The sequence below is a fragment of the Caldisericum insulae genome (assembly GCF_047785965.1).
GTDB lineage: Bacteria > Caldisericota > Caldisericia > Caldisericales > Caldisericaceae > Caldisericum > Caldisericum exile_A.
The window spans coordinates 46612-64320 of record NZ_JBLOBF010000008.1 but is presented as its reverse complement, the minus strand read 5'-3'; the positions used below and the strand labels follow the sequence as shown (position 1 = coordinate 64320).

Below are 17709 nucleotides of genomic sequence, written 5' to 3'. Positions count from 1 at the left end.
GAGTAAAAACTGAGGAGCTTAAAGCTCCTCAGTTAAAAAATCCATAAGACTAACAATTCAACAAACTACTTAGAGTATTCAACCACTTTCCCTTCTTTTACAAAATGACATGCAACATAATGCCCGGAACCTACATCAATTAGTGGTGGTTCCTTCTCTGCACAAATGTCTTTTGCAAATCTACATCTTGTCCTAAATCTACATCCAGATGGTGGATTAATTGGTGACGGAATATCACCCTGAAGAAGTATTCGCTCTTTTTTAATTTCTGGATCTGGAATTGGTATAGCGGAAAGCAATGCCTGTGTATACGGATGAAGAGGAGTAGAAAATAGTTCTTTTGTTTCAGCAACTTCAACGATCTTTCCAAGATACATAACGCCAATTCTATCCGATACGTGCCTTACCACAGCCAAGTTATGAGCAACAAGTAAGTATGTAAGGGCAAGTTTTTGTTGTAGCTCAAGAAGAAGGTTAAGTACCTGTGCTTGAATTGAAGCATCAAGTGCCGAAACAGGTTCATCTGCCACAACGAACTTTGGATTCAAAACTATTGCACGAGCAATACCAATTCTTTGCCTCTGTCCACCTGAGAATTCGTGAGGATACCTACGAAGGTATTCAGGACGCAAACCAACAAGTTTCATTATTTCAACAACTCTTTCCTCTTGCTCCTTTTTATCACCAATACCATGCACTAAAAGTGGTTCACGAATAATCTCTCCAATTGGCATTCTTGGATTAAGCGATCCATAAGGGTCTTGGAAAATAATTTGCATTTCTCTTCTTATCGGTCTAAGCTGATTTTCTGGTAGTTTTGTTATATCTTTGCCATCAAAAATAATTTTTCCTTTTGTAGGCTCTATAAGTCTTATTATTGTTTTTCCTGCTGTTGTTTTTCCGCTTCCACTTTCACCCACAAGTCCAAAGGTTTCTCCTTCAAAGATGTGAAAAGAAACATCATCAACAGCTTTAACCCATGCAACTGGTCGGGAGAAAACTCCACCTAAAACCGGAAAATATTTAATTAAATTTTGCACTTCAACCAATTTTCTCATGACACAGCCTCCTTCTCAACAGCAACTGGATGGAAACATCTCACAAGATGCCCGGGTTCAATTTCTGCAAGTTCAGGCATCTCCTTCCTGCAACGTTCCGTTGCAAAAGGACACCTTGGATTAAAGTGGCATCCACTTGGCATTTTATACGGGTTTGGCACCATTCCCTCAATTGCAGGAAGTGGTGTTTTTGTCTTTTCTGTTTTTAAACTGGGTACGGAACTTAAAAGACCATAAGTATAAGGATGTCTTGGCTTCTTAAATATCTGATAAACATCTCCGTACTCAACGATTTTTCCAGTGTATGCAACTGCAACGGAATGAGCCATTTCTGCAACAAGCGCGAGGTCATGTGTAATAAAAAGAATTGCCATACCAGTTTTTCTTTGAAGATCTTTCATAAGCTCAAGTATTTGTGCTTGAATTGTTACGTCAAGTGCTGTTGTTGCTTCATCTGAAATAAGAAGATCTGGATTACAGGACATTGCCATTGCAATCATTACCCTCTGTCTCATTCCACCACTTAATTCATGTGGATATTGATTAAATCTTCTTTCAGGCTCTGGAATTCCAACAAGCCTTAGAAGTTCAATTGTTCTCTTTTTTGCTTCTTCCTCACTTAAATCCTGGTGGATAAGAATCGCTTCCATTATTTGATTACCAATTGTATAAACAGGATTTAAGGAAGTCATCGGCTCTTGGAAGATCATCGCAATTTCAGAACCCCTAATTTTTCTCATCTGTTCCGGAGTTTTCTTGAGAAGATCCTCACCTTTAAAAATAATTTCTCCCTCAACAATTTTTCCAGGAGGTTCAACAAGCTGCATTATAGATAAAGATGCAACAGATTTACCACATCCACTTTCTCCTACAAGTCCTAAAACTTCACCTTTTCGAATCGTAAAACTCATTCCGTCAACTGCCTTAACTACGCCATCATCTGTAAAAAAGTAAGTCTTTAAATTTCTTACGTCAAGTAAAGTTTCTTCTCTTTCCATATCTCACCTACCTATAAAGTTTCGGATCCATTGCATCACGGAGACCGTCACCAAGATAATTAAATGCAAGAACAGTTATAAACATGGCAAGACCAGGAGACCACACAAGCCATGGTGCAATTGCCATAGCATATTGTGCGTTCTGAAGCATATTTCCCCAAGAAGGTGCTGGTGGCATAACGCCAAATCCAAGATAGCTTAATGCTGCTTCGTATATGATATTTCCTCCAACACCAAGCGTTGCTGAAACAATAATTGGAGCAAAAGAATTCGGAAGTATATGTCTCCAAATAATTCTGTTATTGGAAACACCAATTGCCCTTGCTGCCTCAACATATTCATTTTCTCTAAGCGACAAAAACATACCACGAACAATTCTTGCATCGGTCATCCAACCGAATATAGCAATTACCAAAACTATCTTCCAAACACCGGCACCTGGAATAACAGAGGATAAAACAATCAAAAGTGGCATAACTGGAATAGAAAACATAATATCTGTAAATCTCATAAGAATTGTATCAAGAAAACCACCAAAATAACCTGCATACGCTCCTACAATAATTCCAACAAGTAGTGCTGAAACAACTGAAGAAAAACCTACCAAAAGGGAAATTCTTCCTCCATAGAAGAGTCTTGTTAATACATCTCTTCCAAGTTCATCTGTGCCAAGAGGATGCTTCCAACTCGGCGGCTGTAAAACTTCTGTAGTGGAACCGAGCTCTGAAACTTTATAAGGCGAAATATAAGGACCCACTATACATGCAAGAATTATTAAAATAAGAACAACAAGAGAAAGCATTGCAAGCTTGTGCTTTCTTAATCTTTTTCCAACAAGATACCAGTAAGTTTCTACTCTGCCGGTAAGAACCTCTTCAATTTTTGTTGCTTCAACTGCCATATTAACCTCCTAACTATACCTTATACGTGGATCAACAACTGCATATAATAAATCTGCAATTAAATTTCCAACTATAAGAAGGGATGATTCAAGGAGCAAGCATACCATTGCAACAGGATAATCATTTGAAAGCATTGCATCAACTGTAAGCCTTCCCATACCAGGAATACTAAAAACTGTTTCAGTAATTGTTGCACCTGAAATTATTCCAGGTAAAGATAAACCTAAGAGAGTTATTATAGGAATTAACGCATTCCTAAGTGCATGTTTAAAAATTACTGTTCTTTCTGGGAGTCCTTTTGCTCTTGCGGTTCTAACATAATCTTGTCTTATTACTTCAAGCATAGAACTTCTTGCATAACGCATCCAAGAACCCATACTAAAAAGCGAAAGCACTATTACAGGAAGAACCATATATTTAGCCTGGTCAAGAATCCTCGCAAATAATGGTGCAGTCTCAATTCCAGGCGTCATTACACCACCCAAAGGAAGCCACCCCAACTTTAAACCAAAGATCATCATAAGAATAAAACCAAACCAGAAAGTTGGCATAGACATTCCAAAAAATGCAAAGAAAGTAAAGAAATAGTCAAAAAATGTGTATTGGTGCAATGCAGAATAAATACCGATTGGAACACCAACCACAAATGCTAAAATAAGTGAAGCAAGAGAAAATCTTAAAGTATACGTAATCGCACGAGCAACAAGTTCAGTAACAGGCTTTCCACCTGCAAAAATGGAAACACCCCAATTACCGGTAATCATTGACCAGAACCATTTAAAGAATCGAAGGTACCAAGGAAGGTCAAACCCCCAGGCATGCCTTAATCTTGCAATATCCTCTGGCTTTATTCTTGGGTTTATTGCCATTTGTGCAAATGGATCACCAACCAAGCTCAAAACGGCAAAAGTAATAAGAGCAACCCCTAAAAAGAGCGGGATCATCTGTAGCACTCTTCTTATTAGATAGTTTCTCACTTTTTCCTAAGCCTCCTTCTCTTAAAAATAGGGGGCCTCTTTGCGGAGGCCCCCGCAAAGGTAAATCAAATATTAACTATTTCTTCTCCCAATACCAAAGTTCTGAATTATAAGTATAACCGACTGAAGAAGACATTACATAGTCAAATCCTGCCATTGCAAGACCCTTCTTGGGTGTGTAGATATCAGTGAAGAGGTTCAAACCAATTTGAGGAACAAGGTCTGCAATACGCTGTTCTGCAATATAGTAGTTCTTCTGACGAACATACGGGTCAACTTCGTGAGTTGCTTTGTAAATTGCATCATCAAGAGTTGGATCAGAAATTCCCGTGTAATTCTGTCCTTCCCATTTATTATCTTCTGTTGGAATCTGAGATGAGTGATAAAGTGTGAATCCACCTGGATCAAGTGGATCACCACCCCATGCAAACATTGCTAACTGGAACATTCTGTGTGTTGTGTATGTACCAAAGAAGTTAGATGCAGGCATGAACTTAGTTTGAATATCAATACCAATTTTCTTAAGTTGTGCCTGCAAGACTACTGCTTCATCTTTTCTATCCTGACGTGTTGTTGTTGAAAGTTCAAGTGTCAACTTCTTGCCGTCTTTGTATCTATAACCATCGGAACCCATCTTCCAACCAGCATCATCAAGAAGTTTATTTGCCATTGCAGGATCGTATTTAGGTAAAACGGCCTTTGGATTCCTGTAAAATTCATTAAATAGACCAATGTATGGATAGTACATTACTTTTCTTTGTCCAAGGAAAACACGGTCATTCAAATCGTTATAATCAATTCCATATGCAAGTGCTTTACGCACTCTTACATCTGAAAGAATTGGATCTGTTGTGTTAATTTCCAAATGTTCCCAGAATGTAGAAGGAATTCTCTGAACTTTAATTGTAGGAATCTTTTCTGCCTGCTGTGCTTCTTTTATACCAAGACCAATAAGAGTCATATCAACTTTACCTGCAAGAACGTTCATAAGCATTGTGTTTGTATCCGGTATCCACTGATATACAAACCTTTGAATAAGAGGCTTTGAACCTGCCCAACCAAACCAATTTGGATTTGGGACAAGAGAAATATGAGAACCTTCAACCCATTGCTCAATCTTATAAGGACCTGCATGAATTGGCTTCTTTGCTAAATCAGAGGAGGTTATTTGCTCAAGTGGAACTTGGCTCCAGAAGTGTTTTGGATAAATTGGAAGACCCGCATTCGCATATGGAGTTGTATTCTTCCAAGTTACAACCATCGTATAAGGATTAGGGAATTCAATTTTATCAATCTTGTCATATGGATCAGTTGATGGAATTTGCTCAATCTTTCCTGAAAGATATATATCATACACTGCAAACTTAATATCCTGTTCATAGTCTACAGGTACACCATCGGACCACTTAACTCCCTTTCTAAGGTAGTAAGTTGTCTTCATCCAAGTTTTTCCATCCGGACCTGTAAATGTTGTCCATGTGCCATCTTTGAAGTTAGGAACATTAAGAGCCATACGAGGAGCAAGAGTTCCATTAGGGAATTCCATAATAAGACCATCTTCATACTGCATTGCAATATTACGTTGTGCCATCATTGATGTTGCAAATGACATCAACGCATCTGGTTCCTGTGTTTGTGCCATAACTACCTGCCCACCAGCTTGTGGAGGAACAACAATCTTATAGATTGCATAAGCACATTCTGCCCTTGTTGCTGCCATTGTTGGGTCAACGGTTCCTTCTTTCATATGGTATGTAAGGATCTGGATATCAGGCCTGTATGCAAGAGTTACTGCGCCAGCTGCCCAAGATGCAATCTTTTTCCAGTCATTAGCCCAAACAATAGGTTCGCCTTTAAAGGCCTCTGCTTCTGCACCTTTTCCAAGGACTCTTACACCAAGGACTGCAAGTTCCTGTCTTGTGATAGAGTTTGCAGGCTTGAATGTCCCATCGGCATACCCCTTGATATAACCAGCTTTTACTGCAGCTTCAATAAACCCATAGGACCAACGATCTTGCGGTACATCCTTAAAGGTTGGAGTAGTAGGTTTATACTCTGATAATTTCTTTGCAATACAAATCATCTTTGCAAACTGCTCTCTTGTAACTGGATCTTCGGGTTTGAATGTTCCATCGGGGAAACCCGCGATAACACCCTTAGAAACGAGATAATCAATCTGATCTTTCGCCCAGTAATCTGAGCCTACGTCTTTAAAACCTGCTGCATTGACACCCAATGGTCTTACTGCAAAAAGCGTAATAACCATTGTGATTGCAACTAACAAAACTAATACTTTCTTCATGCTCTTACCTCCTTCTTTTAGATTTTTAAAACAAACTTTTCGAAAATTTTTTGCCAACTTTCACCTCCTTTAATGTAGAGTTTCTAATCCTAATGGTACTTGCAAACTCCATATATAATTATACAGAAATTGACGAGATTGCAAATATGAATAAAACTTAATTTTGTAAAAAATCTTATCGCCACTCCTATAAACTTGATCAAAGGTTAAATGTTCATTGTTGTTAAAAGGAGACGCATCAAATAGCAATTCAAAAAACTTAGCTAAAACTGGAAGGACATTATTATTATTTCTATATGTTTCTTCTTTTAAAACAGTAAAGGTATTCTCGAATATTTTCTCTTTAAAAGGTGTTGGATCTACTTTTTTGTCCTTTAAAAGAAGCGCAATCTCAAAAAGTTCTGCTTCTTCTTGAGAAAGCTTTTCATGTAGAAAGGGCTTCTCATTCAAAAAATCATCCAAAATCTTTTCAAATCTGTCCTCAATGCTATTCATCAAGCATCTCCTCGATAATATCTTTTAATTTCTTTAAAGCTCTAAATTGCAAAACTTTTGTTGCATCTTCACTCTTTCCCAAAATATCCGCAATTTCTTTGATGCTCTTATTTTCATAAAACCTCATCACTATTATTTCTTTGTATTGCCCAGGTAATCTTTCAAGTGCATCCGAAATAGTTTTATTAATGTATTCACTTGCAAAAGAGTCATAAGGGTCCTTAAGAAGAGGCTCATATGCTCTATCAAACTTCTCCTCAAGGTCTAATGTTTCCCTACCAAGATTCTTCCTAAACCAATCCCTTACCAAATTTCTTTCTATCGCATAAAGCCAAGTATCAATATGGTAACCTTCTTTCAAATCAAAAGAAGGGAGAGATTTAATAAATTTATAAAAAGTTTCAGAAGTAATATCTTCTGCTATTTCTTTCATTTTTATCCTTCTGTAGGCGTAATTAAAAATTCTTGCATAGTAAAACTCAAAAAATTCTCTAAATGCAACTTCATCGCCACTTTTAAGTCTTTCAATTACCTTCCTTTCGTCCAACTCTTTCTCCTATATACGAAAAAAATTCCAAAAAGTTACACTAAAAATTTCCCACAACATCGCCAATTTTAAATATTCTTGGAGTAAGAACAACAATAAGGGATGAAAAATCATTAAAATCAGGATTTTCAACTTTTACAACTACGAACTTTGGATCATAATCAAAGACTGCTACTTTTACATCTTTAATTATATTCCCATTAACAATATATATAAAATATTCTCCCGATTTCTTTATTAAAGCATTTTTCGGAATTTTTAAACCGTAAACAGTTTTTTCAAGTATTTTTAAGTACCCGTTTGATGTTAGTATCTGTGGTAAAAATTCTGATACCTCATAAAAACAATACTCTTCGTTATTATAAACAAGTTTTGCTTCTCCTTTCACAAACTGATTAATAAAAATAGTCAAAGAGTTATCTTTTGCTATACTAATAGGGAGAGCAACAGTTAAGTCTGACACAACAATTGAAGCAAAAGGCTTATCTTTTAAAACTTTATCACTTTCAATCCATGTAAATCTAAAAATTTTTTGATTTTCTATAAGTTGTGAAACATTATCACACTCAATATTTACGAAACCCTTAACAAAGTAACCGCTTGCAGGTGCCAAAATATCAACAATGCCATTTTTTGTAGAAAGGATGCCTACGACTTCATCCTTATGAACAAAATCAAAATCGTCTTTTAGAAACTGAATACTGCCATCCTGATCTGCACTAATGTTTTTAGCACAGAACAAAAGATTTCCTTTAACTTCTTTATATATTTCAAAATATCCAAAATTTGCAGTATAAAGCCCTGCAAGGCTTTTTCTAACAAAAGCTCTTAGATCGTTTATGAGGCCAAGAATAAGAACAATTATTACTAAAACAGCGATTGTTACAATAATTTTCTTTTGCATTCACTACTGTTTTCTTTTCCTTAAAAATGCCGGTATCTCGAAATCTCCAGTATCGAAATGTTCGTCAAACTTTACTACCTTCTCTTTTGGCCTCTCTTCACTTATTTTGTCAAATCCTGCCGCGATAAGTGAAACTCTCACTTCGTCCTCAAGGTCTTCCTGTAAAACTGTTCCAAAAATAAGATTTGCATTCTCACCAACAGTATCTCTTACAAATGTTGAAGCCTCATTTACTTCATAAAGAGTTAAATTTTTACCGCCTGTAATATTTAATAAAACCCTCGTTGCTCCAGTTATAGAATACTCAAGCAATGGACTTGAAATAGCCTGCTTTGCTGCATCAACCGCGCGGTTTTCTCCGCGTCCTGAACCAATACCAAACCATGCATTACCAGCTCCGGTTAAAGTTGTTCTAACATCAGCGAAGTCAACATTAATTAAGCCTGGTTTTGTTATAATTTCCGAAATTCCCTTCACCGCATAGAAAAGCACATTATCTGCAATTCTAAAAGCTTCGTTAATTGGCGTTTTCTTATCAATTATCTTAAGTAATTTATCATTAGAGATTATAATAAGTGTATCAACATACTGTAGAAGTGCCTTTATACCATCTTCTGCCTGTTGTATTCTTTGTCTACCTTCAAAGGTAAAAGGACGTGTAACAACTGCAACAGTAAGAATTCCAAGTTCCTTTGCAATAGAAGCAATCACAGGAGATGCACCTGTTCCTGTGCCTCCGCCCATGCCTGCGGTAATAAAAACAAGATCAGCACCTTCAATAACTTTTCTTAATTCGTCTTTACTTTCTTCCGCAGATTTTCTTCCCACCTCAGGAAAACTTCCTGCACCAAGACCGCCTGTTGTCCTTGGTCCAATTTGAACTTTCTTTTCTGCCTTATTAAGAGACAGTACCTGAACATCTGTATTAACAGCAATAAATTCAACACCTTCTATACCTTCATCAATCATTCTGTTTATGGCGTTACCCCCGCCACCCCCAACTCCCAATACTTTTATCCTTGCTTGTGCTGCCTTCCATGGATCCATATCAAACATAAATACCTCCTATTCAAATATATCCTTAAGCCAAGATAATCCTGAGAATGGACTTCTTGACCTTTTTTGTTCGCTTCCCTCAGAAAGAGCATAAAGAATCAATCCGATTGAAGTTGCATATTCTGGATCGCTTAAAATATCCGAAAATGTATATTCACCTCTCGGAACACCTAATCTTACCGGAATTTCTAAAACATCACTTGCTCTCTTTATGAAATTTTTGAGTTTAGCACATCCTCCAGTAAAAACAACACCAGAATGCAACGCACCCCAATAGCCAGATTTTATTAACTCGAGTTTTATAGTTTGAAGAATCTCATCAACTCGTGCAGTTATAACATCCGATAGATATGAAGAATCAATTGTCAACTTTTCATCAGATCCAATTCTTGAGACTTCGATAGTGCTATTTTCAGGATTATTACTAATTGATGCAAAACCAAATTCTTTTTTAATTCTCTCTGCCTCCTCAAGGGAAATTCTCAGAGCATACGCTATGTCTTTTGTGATATACTCTCCTCCTATAGGAAGAACAGAAGTATGTGCAATACTTCCGTTAATAAAAATTGCAATGTCTCCGGTGCCTGCTCCAATATCAACAAGAGCAACACCTAACTCTTTCTCCTGCTCTTTCAGAGTAGATAAAGATGAAGCAAGCGATTGGAGGACAAAAGCCTCTTTTTTAAGATCAACCATAGAAATCACTTTTTCAATATTATATAGAACAGTCGAAGATCCTGTAACAATATGGACTTCCTCTTCAAGCTTGATTCCTGACATTCCAATAGGATTTCTTATTCCGCCTTGTCCGTCAATTATATATTGTCTTGGTATGGAATGAATCACTTTTTGGTTTGGTTGAAGCAAAAGTACCCTTGCAGACTCCTCAACTCTCTTTATATCATCCTTTGATATCTCTCTTCCCTCTTTGGACACAATAATACTCCCTTTGTTGTTAAGAGAAAATATATGTGTTCCAGAAACAGATACATAAACATTCTGCGCCTTTTTGCCAGCCATAGTTTCTGCTATCTTTTTTGCTTGCATCACAGCTTCAGAGGCTTTGTTTAAATCTATAACTACACCTTTACTAACACTCTTTGACGGAACAGTCCCAACGCCAATAATGGAGGCATTCCCATCACTTATTTCGCCAATAAGAAACTTTATCGTTTGACTTCCTAAGTCAAGCGCAGAAACTATTCTATCCATTTTCCCTCCAAATAATCACTGCTTGCATATTAAATCTTAGATCAATGGACTTTATATTTTTTACATCCTTTGATAAAACCTCTAATGTTTTCAAATACTCTTTCATTTTAAATTCGTAATCCCCTTTACCTATTATAATTAAAATACCATTTTTATCTACAAACCCAATACCTTTATCAAGTAATTCAAAACTTTTTATTAAATCTAATAAATTATTATTAATACAATATAAAATTAAGTCTCCTATTACATTATTGTAAGATGAAGAATAAAAATTTGCAAAAACAACAGGCAGACTTGAACTGCCGTTATTTATCAAAAATCCACTTTTCGTTAAACCAAAGATTCCATCCTTGAATTGAATGTTTAATAAAGGCGTTTCGTAATAAGAAATTTCAAGTCTAAATGGTTTTCTTGTAATTTGCATTTCTCTTAGAGGTAAAATACCGAGATAAAAAGGACCTACTTTTCTTAATAAATCATAAGCTTTTATAGGCACATTTGAAGAAATATTAATATTTCCTGAGAGTACAAATATAGGATATAGAAACAAGAAAACAATTAAACCTATTACAGTTATTGATATAACTAATCTTTTCACCTTTTCCTTTGAAGTGCCTCTTGTACTATAAAATCAACCAAATCTTCAAAGGAAATATTTTCTGCTTTTGCTGCATCAGGTACAAGGCTTGTCTCAGTAAAACCCGGGATTGTATTGACTTCAAGGACATAAACATCAGAAGAATTAGCAATCATGTCAATCCGCGCAAAATCTCTTAACCCAAACTCTTTATAGATTCTCTTCGCGTATTCCTCTGCAAGTGCCTTTTGATAACTACTAATCCTTGCAGGAATTATATGCTTAGACATAGAAGGAGTATATTTGGACTCAAAATCATAGAACTCGTGAGCAGGGACTATCTCAATAATAGGAAGGACGTGAATATCCGGATAATTGCCAATTATGGCTACAGTGATTTCGGTTCCCTTTATATAATCTTCGACAATCACCAAATCGCTTAACTCAAATGCCTTAGCAAGCCCCTCATTATAGCTATCTTCATTTTTTGCAATTGTTATACCAATCGTAGAACCCTGATCAACTGGTTTAATAACGAGAGTATCGTTTCCTAAAAGTTCGGAAACATAGGAATAAGGAAGGGTATTATCTCTTCTAAAATAAGCAAAAGAAGGTGTTTTTATATCAATTTCTCTAAACATAAACTTAGAAAATAATTTGTTCATGCAAAGAGCGCTTGCAAAAACTGAAGAACCTGTATATGGAATATTCATAAGTTCTAATGCACCTTGGACTGTCCCATCTTCGCCAAATTTTCCATGAAGAGCTATAAAAACAACGTCAGGATTTGCATCTTTTACCACATCTTCAATATGATTCTGAAAGTCATACTCAATAACCTCATATCCCTTTTTCTTTAAGGCATTTGAAACTGCCCTACCACTTTTAATGGATATATCTCTTTCTGTAGATTTTCCACCGTATAAAACAAGAACTCTTGTACTCATTTTTTCCTCTCAAGTAAGTTTAAGTTCTTGAATTTTCCAACTAATCTTATTTCAAGTTCAAGGATAAGGTCCTTTTGTTTATAAACTCTTAACTGTGCTTCTCTTATAAGATTAACAACATCTTGCGCTGTTGCGTTACCAAGATTTACAATAAAATTCGCATGTTTTTCAGAAATCAAGGCATCACCAAATCTTAAACCCTTGCATCCTGACTCTTCAAGAACTCTACCAGCATAAGTTGTAGGCGGATTTTTAAAAACACTCCCTGCACATGGGAGATTGTATGGCTGTTTTTCTAATCTCCCTCTTATGTTTTTCTCTTTTTCCCTTAGGATTTCCTCAAAAGGCTTTTGCTCAAATGTGAGAACTGCATTAAGAAGAATAAGTGGCTCCTCTTGAAGGATGGAATATCTGTAATCAAAATGAAAATCATCGTGCCTAAACCTGTAAATTTTGCCATTATAATCAATCACATCAGCATATTCAATTCTTGTACTGATATAGTGAGAATTTGTGCCAGCATTCATTGCTATTGCACCACCTAAAGCACCTGGGATACCAAATGCAAATTCAAAGCCACCAAGATTTCTTCTCGAAGCCTCTTCTATTAGTTTCTGCAAAGGCACCCCTGCTTCAGCAAAAGAAAGAGTATTATCAAATTCAACTTTTGAGAATCCCTCTGCCATTTTGATAACAAGCCCTTCGATTCCATCATCAGAAACGAGTATATTTGTGCCATTACCGATAACTGTAATTGGTAATTTTTCTTTTTTTGCAAACTCAAGCAATTTTTTTAAATCCTCAACATCAGAAGGAATTGCTAAAATTTCTGCAGGGCCTCCAATCTTGAAAGAGGTATGCTTAGCCATCGGCTCATTAAAATAAACACGACCTTTTATAAGTTCTTTAATATTTTCCTGTATTTTCATTTTTCTCCTCTTAATTTTAGCATTATTGAATCTATAGCCAAATATACATCTCCTGGTCCAAGGGTTATAACTATATCTCCCGGTTTAGCAATATGTGAAACAAGATCCGCTACAGCTTCAAACTTTGAAGCAAAAAATACATTTTTCCCTGGATTTAAGGTCTTTATCCAATCAAACACTTTTTCGTTAGTAATGCCTTCAATGGGATTTTCAAATGCTGAATATATAGGAAGCACAATTACAAAATCTGCAAGATAGAAAGGCTTTGCAATACTTTCTTTAAGCGAAAACACACGGGTAAATCTATGTGGTTGGAAAATTGCAATAATTGATGCATTCGGAAAGTGATTCTTTAAAGCCTTTAACGTAGCTTCAACCTCAGTTGGATGATCTGCATGATCATCAAAAATATGGATACCCTTAACACTACCCTTATATTCAAGCCTCCGCTTGGGTAATGAAAAATCCCTTAAAGAAGATTCAATTTCATCAAAAGAAACATCAAGTAATCGGCCGACAAGAATTGATGCAAGAGAATTTGACAAATTCTGCTCTCCAAAAACATTAATCTTAAGAAGAGGAGATTTTTTGCCTAATACATTTGCTATAAACGCTATCCCATCCCGTTCAAATGAGTAATCAAGTATAGTTGCATGAGCTTCTTGATTTTTGATGCTATAATAGAGGGGAGGCTTTTGAAGATTTTCTGAAACCTCAAAGGCTGTTTGATCATCCCTGTTAACAACAACTGTTTGAGAATGTTCCATAAACTCAAAAAAGGCGCTTTTAAGATTTTCAAAATCCCAATTGTAAGAGTTTAGATGGTCTCTATCAATGTTTGTAACAATGCCTATGTGTGGATTAAAAAGTAAGAACGTCTTGTCACTTTCGTCAGATTCAATAACAAAATACTCTGCTAAAGGTAAAAAACGTTTATTCTGCTTATGATCTCCACCAATATAAGAATTTACACGAAATTTCTTACTTAAGATTTCCGAAATAAGAGATGTAGTTGTTGTTTTTCCGTGAGTACCTGCAACAACTACACTTTTGTAGTCTTTTGCAATCTCTGCAAGCGCTTCGCCACGTCTTTCAATTGGAATACCAATTTCTTTTGCCTTTAATAAATGCGGATTATCAGCCGGAATCGCAGATGAAAAAATAATCTTATCAATAGTCTTATCAACTTCAAATTCCTTTGGATTTACATCAACCCCAATTCCTTTTAGGTAATGTGTTGTCTCATTTTCTTTGACATCAATCCCCAAAACGTTATATCCAAGCGCTGTATAAATTTCTGCAAGGCGCTTCATCCCAACTCCCGCAACTCCAAGCAAAAGTACTTTTTTCATCTATCTTCCTCTAACAAATCCGCAATTCTTTTCTCTGCATCCTTAGGATAATGTTTACTACATTCCAAATTTATTATACGAAAATAATTTTTAAAATCCACTATTTTTTTAACCAAAATTTCCTTCGAAAGATTCTTTTCCTCAATAACAGTAACACATCCGTATTTTTCAAAATATTTTGCATTGTAAAATTGATGATTGTCCCTTGCATATGGAAATGGAACAACAATTGAATATACATCATTGAGAACCAATTCAGATAGGGTCATTGCACCTCCTCTTGTCACCGCTATTGACGAGACTGCATATGCATAACCCATTTTATCAAGATAGGGATATACTCTCAAATTTTGATGGTTGTCCAAATTATTAAATTCTTGAAAGAATTTGTTTCCTGTTATAAAAATAATTTGAATATCTTCCTTCAAAAGTTCTGGAATAGCCTCTCTAATTATTTTATTTAAATTGTATGCTCCACCGCTACCACCAAATGCAAGAAGAGTAAATTTATCTGCAAAGTTAAAAAATGAAAGTGCTTCTTTCCTATCTTGGTTAATAACTTCCTTTCTTACAGGATTCCCCACAAAAACGCCTTTTTTGCCAAATTTATTATTCACATCCTCAAAGCCCAAAAATACCGTTCTTGCAAATCTTGAAAATATAAGGTTTGTCTTTCCTGGTATGATATTTTGCTCATAGAGATAAATAGGAACTCTATATAAGATACCTGCAAGTAAGATTGGAAGTGAAACATAACCACCTCCACCAAGTATCTTATCAGGTTTTATTTTATTAATTATCCTTAAGGCATCAAAAAATCCTCTAATAGAAAAAACAATAAACTTAAAAAGCTTTACTATATTAAAATCAAAAAGAGAAGCAGAGACATATTCTATCTTAAATTTGTAATCTTTTACAACTTTTTCTTCAATACTACCACGCCTTCCAATAAGGACAACTTCATGTCCTCGACTTCTTAATTCTTCTCCTATGGGTATCAAAGGATATATATGACCACCCGTACCGCCGCCTGCAATAAGTATTTTCATCAATCAACCTCTGTTCTTGAAATATTTATTAAAATTCCGATCGCAATGAAATTTGCAAGCATATTATTTCCACCAAAACTCACAAATGGAAGAGGAACTCCTGTTGTTGGCATTAAACCTAAATTTACAGCAATATTTATAACTGCAAAGTAAGTAATACCAAGAGTTAAACCCAGCGCAAGAATCCTTGAAAAAGTAGACCTTGCATTGCTTGCAATCTTAAAACCTATGAATATCAAAGAAAGATAAGCAATTAAAAGAAGTATAACAAATACAGCTCCAAGTTCTTCACCAATCACAGGAAGTATAAAATCAGAAATCGATACAGGCAAAACAGAAGGATACTTAAAAATACCCTTCATAAAGCCAACGCCTGTAATTCCACCGCGAGCAAAGGCTCTAAGAGATTGTAATGTTTGAAGCGCCTCATCACTTGCATGTGCGTATGGATTTAAAAAAGCAACAACACGTCTATGCCATTCACTATTGAGAGGAATCATTAGAATTACTCCAAGAAAACTCAAAATACTAAATCCCAAAAACTCAACCAAAGGCATTCCAATGATGTGAAGCAAAGTAAATCCAGTCAAAAAAACTTGTGCTGCACTTCCCATATCAGGTTCAAAAGCAATAAGAACTGCAATAAGCCCAACAAGTGCAAATGTTAAGGCATAAATTTTTGGAACATTTTCTTCATCAATTGGATCTCTAAATATACGCGCAATCAGTAAAGAAATCCCTATATAAGCAAACTGTGAAGGTTGAAAAGTAACAATTCCAAAATCAACAAAACGTGAAAGTTTACCATTTAGAAGCAGAAACAAAAGCAATATAAATAATGTAATATAACCAATTTTCGAAAGAGGAGCAAGTCTTTTATGATTAAAAAACGCAAAAAACAACATCAGTGAAACGCCCAATGCAAAAGAAATAATTTGCTTTAAAATAAGATTCTGGTATACAATACTTAAACTACCACTTATGAATATTCCAAATAAACTAAGTAAAACTGAAATAAAGATAAGCGAAGCAGAATATGGATTTATCAATTTTTTCATAGTTCATTTACTATTTCTTTAAATTGTTCTCCCCTGTCTTCGAAATCTCTAAACATATCAAAACTTGCGCATGCCGGAGACAGCAATACTATATCATTAGGTGACGCAATTGTTTTTGCAAAATTTACTGCTTCTTTAAGACTTTTAACTATGGCAAAATCATGGAAGTTTGCGTTTATTGATGCTTCCTTTAATTGAGGGGCTGTCTGTCCCAGAAGGATCAAAAACTTAACTCTACTTTTAAACATTTTTGCAAGCTGAGTAAAATCGTTATTTTTGCTACTTCCACCTGCAATGAGAATAACCTTTTTATCAAAAGCCTCAAGCGCTTTTATGGTTGAGTCGGGCGTTGTAGATTTTGAATCATTTATAAAAATTACGCCATTAACTTCCCGAACATATTCAAGCCTATGAGGTAAACCTTTAAAACTTCTAATTCCCTTCCTTATAACTTCAAAATTCACACCCATTACAATAGAAGATATTACACTTGCAAGGGTATTTTCAACATTATGCAGTCCTAAGAGTGGAATTTCTTTCCTATCAATAATTTCTATAGGTTCGCTAAATTTGTTCTCTTTAAAAAAGATTTTATTATCTTTTAAAAACGCACCACTATTAACAACTTCTTTTAAGGAAAAAAAGTATTTCCTTGGCTTAATTTCATCTGAAAGTTCTCTTACAACTACATCATCATAATTTAGAATAGCATAATTAGATTCTGTCTGGTTCATGAATATCCTCTTTTTTGCTTTGAAGTAATCCTCCATCGAAGCATACCTATCAAGGTGATCTTCTGTAAAATTTAAAAAGACGGATACCTTTGGATGGTATTGTTCAATTGTCTCAAGTTGAAAACAACTTGTTTCAAGAACTGCATATTCTGGATTTGGATTCTCAAGAAGCAACTCGGAATATGGCGTTCCTAAATTCCCACCAACAACTGTATTCGGGTTATGCAATTTAAAGATATGACCAGTTAGGGCAGTTGTTGTACTCTTTCCGTTTGTTCCAGTAATAGCAATAACCTTTGTATTTGGCGCAAACATATTAGCAAATTCAAGTTCGCCAATTATTTTTATACCTTTTGATTCAAGGTCTTTAACAATAGGAGAGTTCAAAGGAATTCCAGGAGAAAGGACTGCAAGATCAAAAGTTGAAAATTTTTCAAATGAATGTTTACCAATTTCGTAAGAAATACCGTTCTCCTTAAGTATTGGCTCAAATGATCTAACCTCTTTATTGTCCGCAATTTCAGTTAAAAAAACTTCAAAGCCATGCTTTTTAGCAAGAATACTTGCAAATACTCCAGACCTTCTTGCACCAACAACAAGGATTTTCAT

The 17709-nt window shown here is 35.4% G+C and carries 17 protein-coding genes; all 17 read right to left on the bottom strand.

Annotated elements, in window-relative coordinates:
* Positions 1 to 65: 65 nt before the first annotated feature.
* Positions 66 to 1058 carry an ABC transporter ATP-binding protein gene (locus tag ACMV0E_RS06055; protein WP_416085488.1) on the bottom strand — a complete coding sequence of 331 codons (993 nt, stop codon included), beginning with the start codon at positions 1056 to 1058 and terminating at the stop codon, positions 66 to 68.
* Positions 1055 to 2056 carry an ABC transporter ATP-binding protein gene (locus ACMV0E_RS06050; protein ID WP_416085487.1) on the bottom strand — a complete coding sequence of 334 codons (1002 nt, stop codon included), beginning with the start codon at positions 2054 to 2056 and terminating at the stop codon, positions 1055 to 1057. Before ACMV0E_RS06050 ends, ACMV0E_RS06055 begins: the two co-directional genes overlap by 4 nt.
* 7 nt (positions 2057 to 2063) lie before the next feature.
* Positions 2064 to 2957, bottom strand: a complete 894-nt coding sequence (gene opp4C, locus ACMV0E_RS06045; protein ID WP_416085486.1) for an oligopeptide ABC transporter permease — start codon at positions 2955 to 2957, stop codon at positions 2064 to 2066.
* A 9-nt stretch (positions 2958 to 2966) separates the two neighbouring features.
* Positions 2967 to 3935, bottom strand: a complete 969-nt coding sequence (locus tag ACMV0E_RS06040; protein ID WP_416085485.1) for an ABC transporter permease — start codon at positions 3933 to 3935, stop codon at positions 2967 to 2969.
* A gap of 76 nt (positions 3936 to 4011) precedes the next feature.
* Positions 4012 to 6237 carry an ABC transporter substrate-binding protein gene (locus tag ACMV0E_RS06035; protein WP_416085484.1) on the bottom strand — a complete coding sequence of 742 codons (2226 nt, stop codon included), beginning with the start codon at positions 6235 to 6237 and terminating at the stop codon, positions 4012 to 4014.
* A 69-nt stretch (positions 6238 to 6306) separates the two neighbouring features.
* Positions 6307 to 6732: a hypothetical protein gene (locus ACMV0E_RS06030; protein ID WP_416085483.1), complete on the bottom strand. Its 426-nt coding sequence runs from the start codon at positions 6730 to 6732 to the stop codon at positions 6307 to 6309.
* The gene (locus tag ACMV0E_RS06025; RefSeq protein ID WP_416085482.1) at positions 6725 to 7279 is read right to left on the bottom strand and encodes an RNA polymerase sigma factor; all 555 of its coding nucleotides are present in this window, start codon (positions 7277 to 7279) and stop codon (positions 6725 to 6727) included. Before ACMV0E_RS06025 ends, ACMV0E_RS06030 begins: the two co-directional genes overlap by 8 nt.
* 40 nt (positions 7280 to 7319) lie before the next feature.
* Positions 7320 to 8183, bottom strand: coding sequence for a hypothetical protein (locus tag ACMV0E_RS06020; RefSeq protein WP_416085481.1), 864 nt, complete (start codon positions 8181 to 8183; stop codon positions 7320 to 7322).
* A gap of 3 nt (positions 8184 to 8186) precedes the next feature.
* Positions 8187 to 9239, bottom strand: coding sequence for a cell division protein FtsZ (ftsZ, locus tag ACMV0E_RS06015; RefSeq protein ID WP_416085480.1), 1053 nt, complete (start codon positions 9237 to 9239; stop codon positions 8187 to 8189).
* Between the two features lie 9 nt (positions 9240 to 9248).
* Positions 9249 to 10451: a cell division protein FtsA gene (gene ftsA, locus ACMV0E_RS06010; protein ID WP_416085479.1), complete on the bottom strand. Its 1203-nt coding sequence runs from the start codon at positions 10449 to 10451 to the stop codon at positions 9249 to 9251.
* Complete coding sequence (locus ACMV0E_RS06005; RefSeq protein WP_416085478.1) at positions 10444 to 11052, bottom strand: cell division protein FtsQ/DivIB; 609 nt, start codon at positions 11050 to 11052, stop codon at positions 10444 to 10446. Before ACMV0E_RS06005 ends, ftsA begins: the two co-directional genes overlap by 8 nt.
* A complete protein-coding gene (locus ACMV0E_RS06000; RefSeq protein WP_416085477.1) occupies positions 11049 to 11978 on the bottom strand; it encodes a D-alanine--D-alanine ligase family protein in 930 nt (309 codons plus the stop codon). The genes ACMV0E_RS06005 and ACMV0E_RS06000 overlap by 4 nt, the downstream gene beginning before the upstream one ends.
* The gene (gene murB, locus ACMV0E_RS05995) at positions 11975 to 12907 is read right to left on the bottom strand and encodes a UDP-N-acetylmuramate dehydrogenase (protein WP_416085476.1); all 933 of its coding nucleotides are present in this window, start codon (positions 12905 to 12907) and stop codon (positions 11975 to 11977) included. The genes ACMV0E_RS06000 and murB overlap by 4 nt, the downstream gene beginning before the upstream one ends.
* Positions 12904 to 14259, bottom strand: a complete 1356-nt coding sequence (gene murC / locus ACMV0E_RS05990) for a UDP-N-acetylmuramate--L-alanine ligase (protein ID WP_416085475.1) — start codon at positions 14257 to 14259, stop codon at positions 12904 to 12906. The genes murB and murC overlap by 4 nt, the downstream gene beginning before the upstream one ends.
* On the bottom strand, positions 14256 to 15308 hold the full coding sequence (murG, locus tag ACMV0E_RS05985; RefSeq protein WP_416085474.1) for an undecaprenyldiphospho-muramoylpentapeptide beta-N-acetylglucosaminyltransferase: 1053 nt from the start codon (positions 15306 to 15308) through the stop codon (positions 14256 to 14258). The genes murC and murG overlap by 4 nt, the downstream gene beginning before the upstream one ends.
* Complete coding sequence (locus ACMV0E_RS05980; RefSeq protein WP_416085473.1) at positions 15308 to 16366, bottom strand: FtsW/RodA/SpoVE family cell cycle protein; 1059 nt, start codon at positions 16364 to 16366, stop codon at positions 15308 to 15310. Before ACMV0E_RS05980 ends, murG begins: the two co-directional genes overlap by 1 nt.
* Positions 16363 to 17709 carry a UDP-N-acetylmuramoyl-L-alanine--D-glutamate ligase gene (gene murD / locus ACMV0E_RS05975; protein ID WP_416085472.1) on the bottom strand — a complete coding sequence of 449 codons (1347 nt, stop codon included), beginning with the start codon at positions 17707 to 17709 and terminating at the stop codon, positions 16363 to 16365. The genes ACMV0E_RS05980 and murD overlap by 4 nt, the downstream gene beginning before the upstream one ends.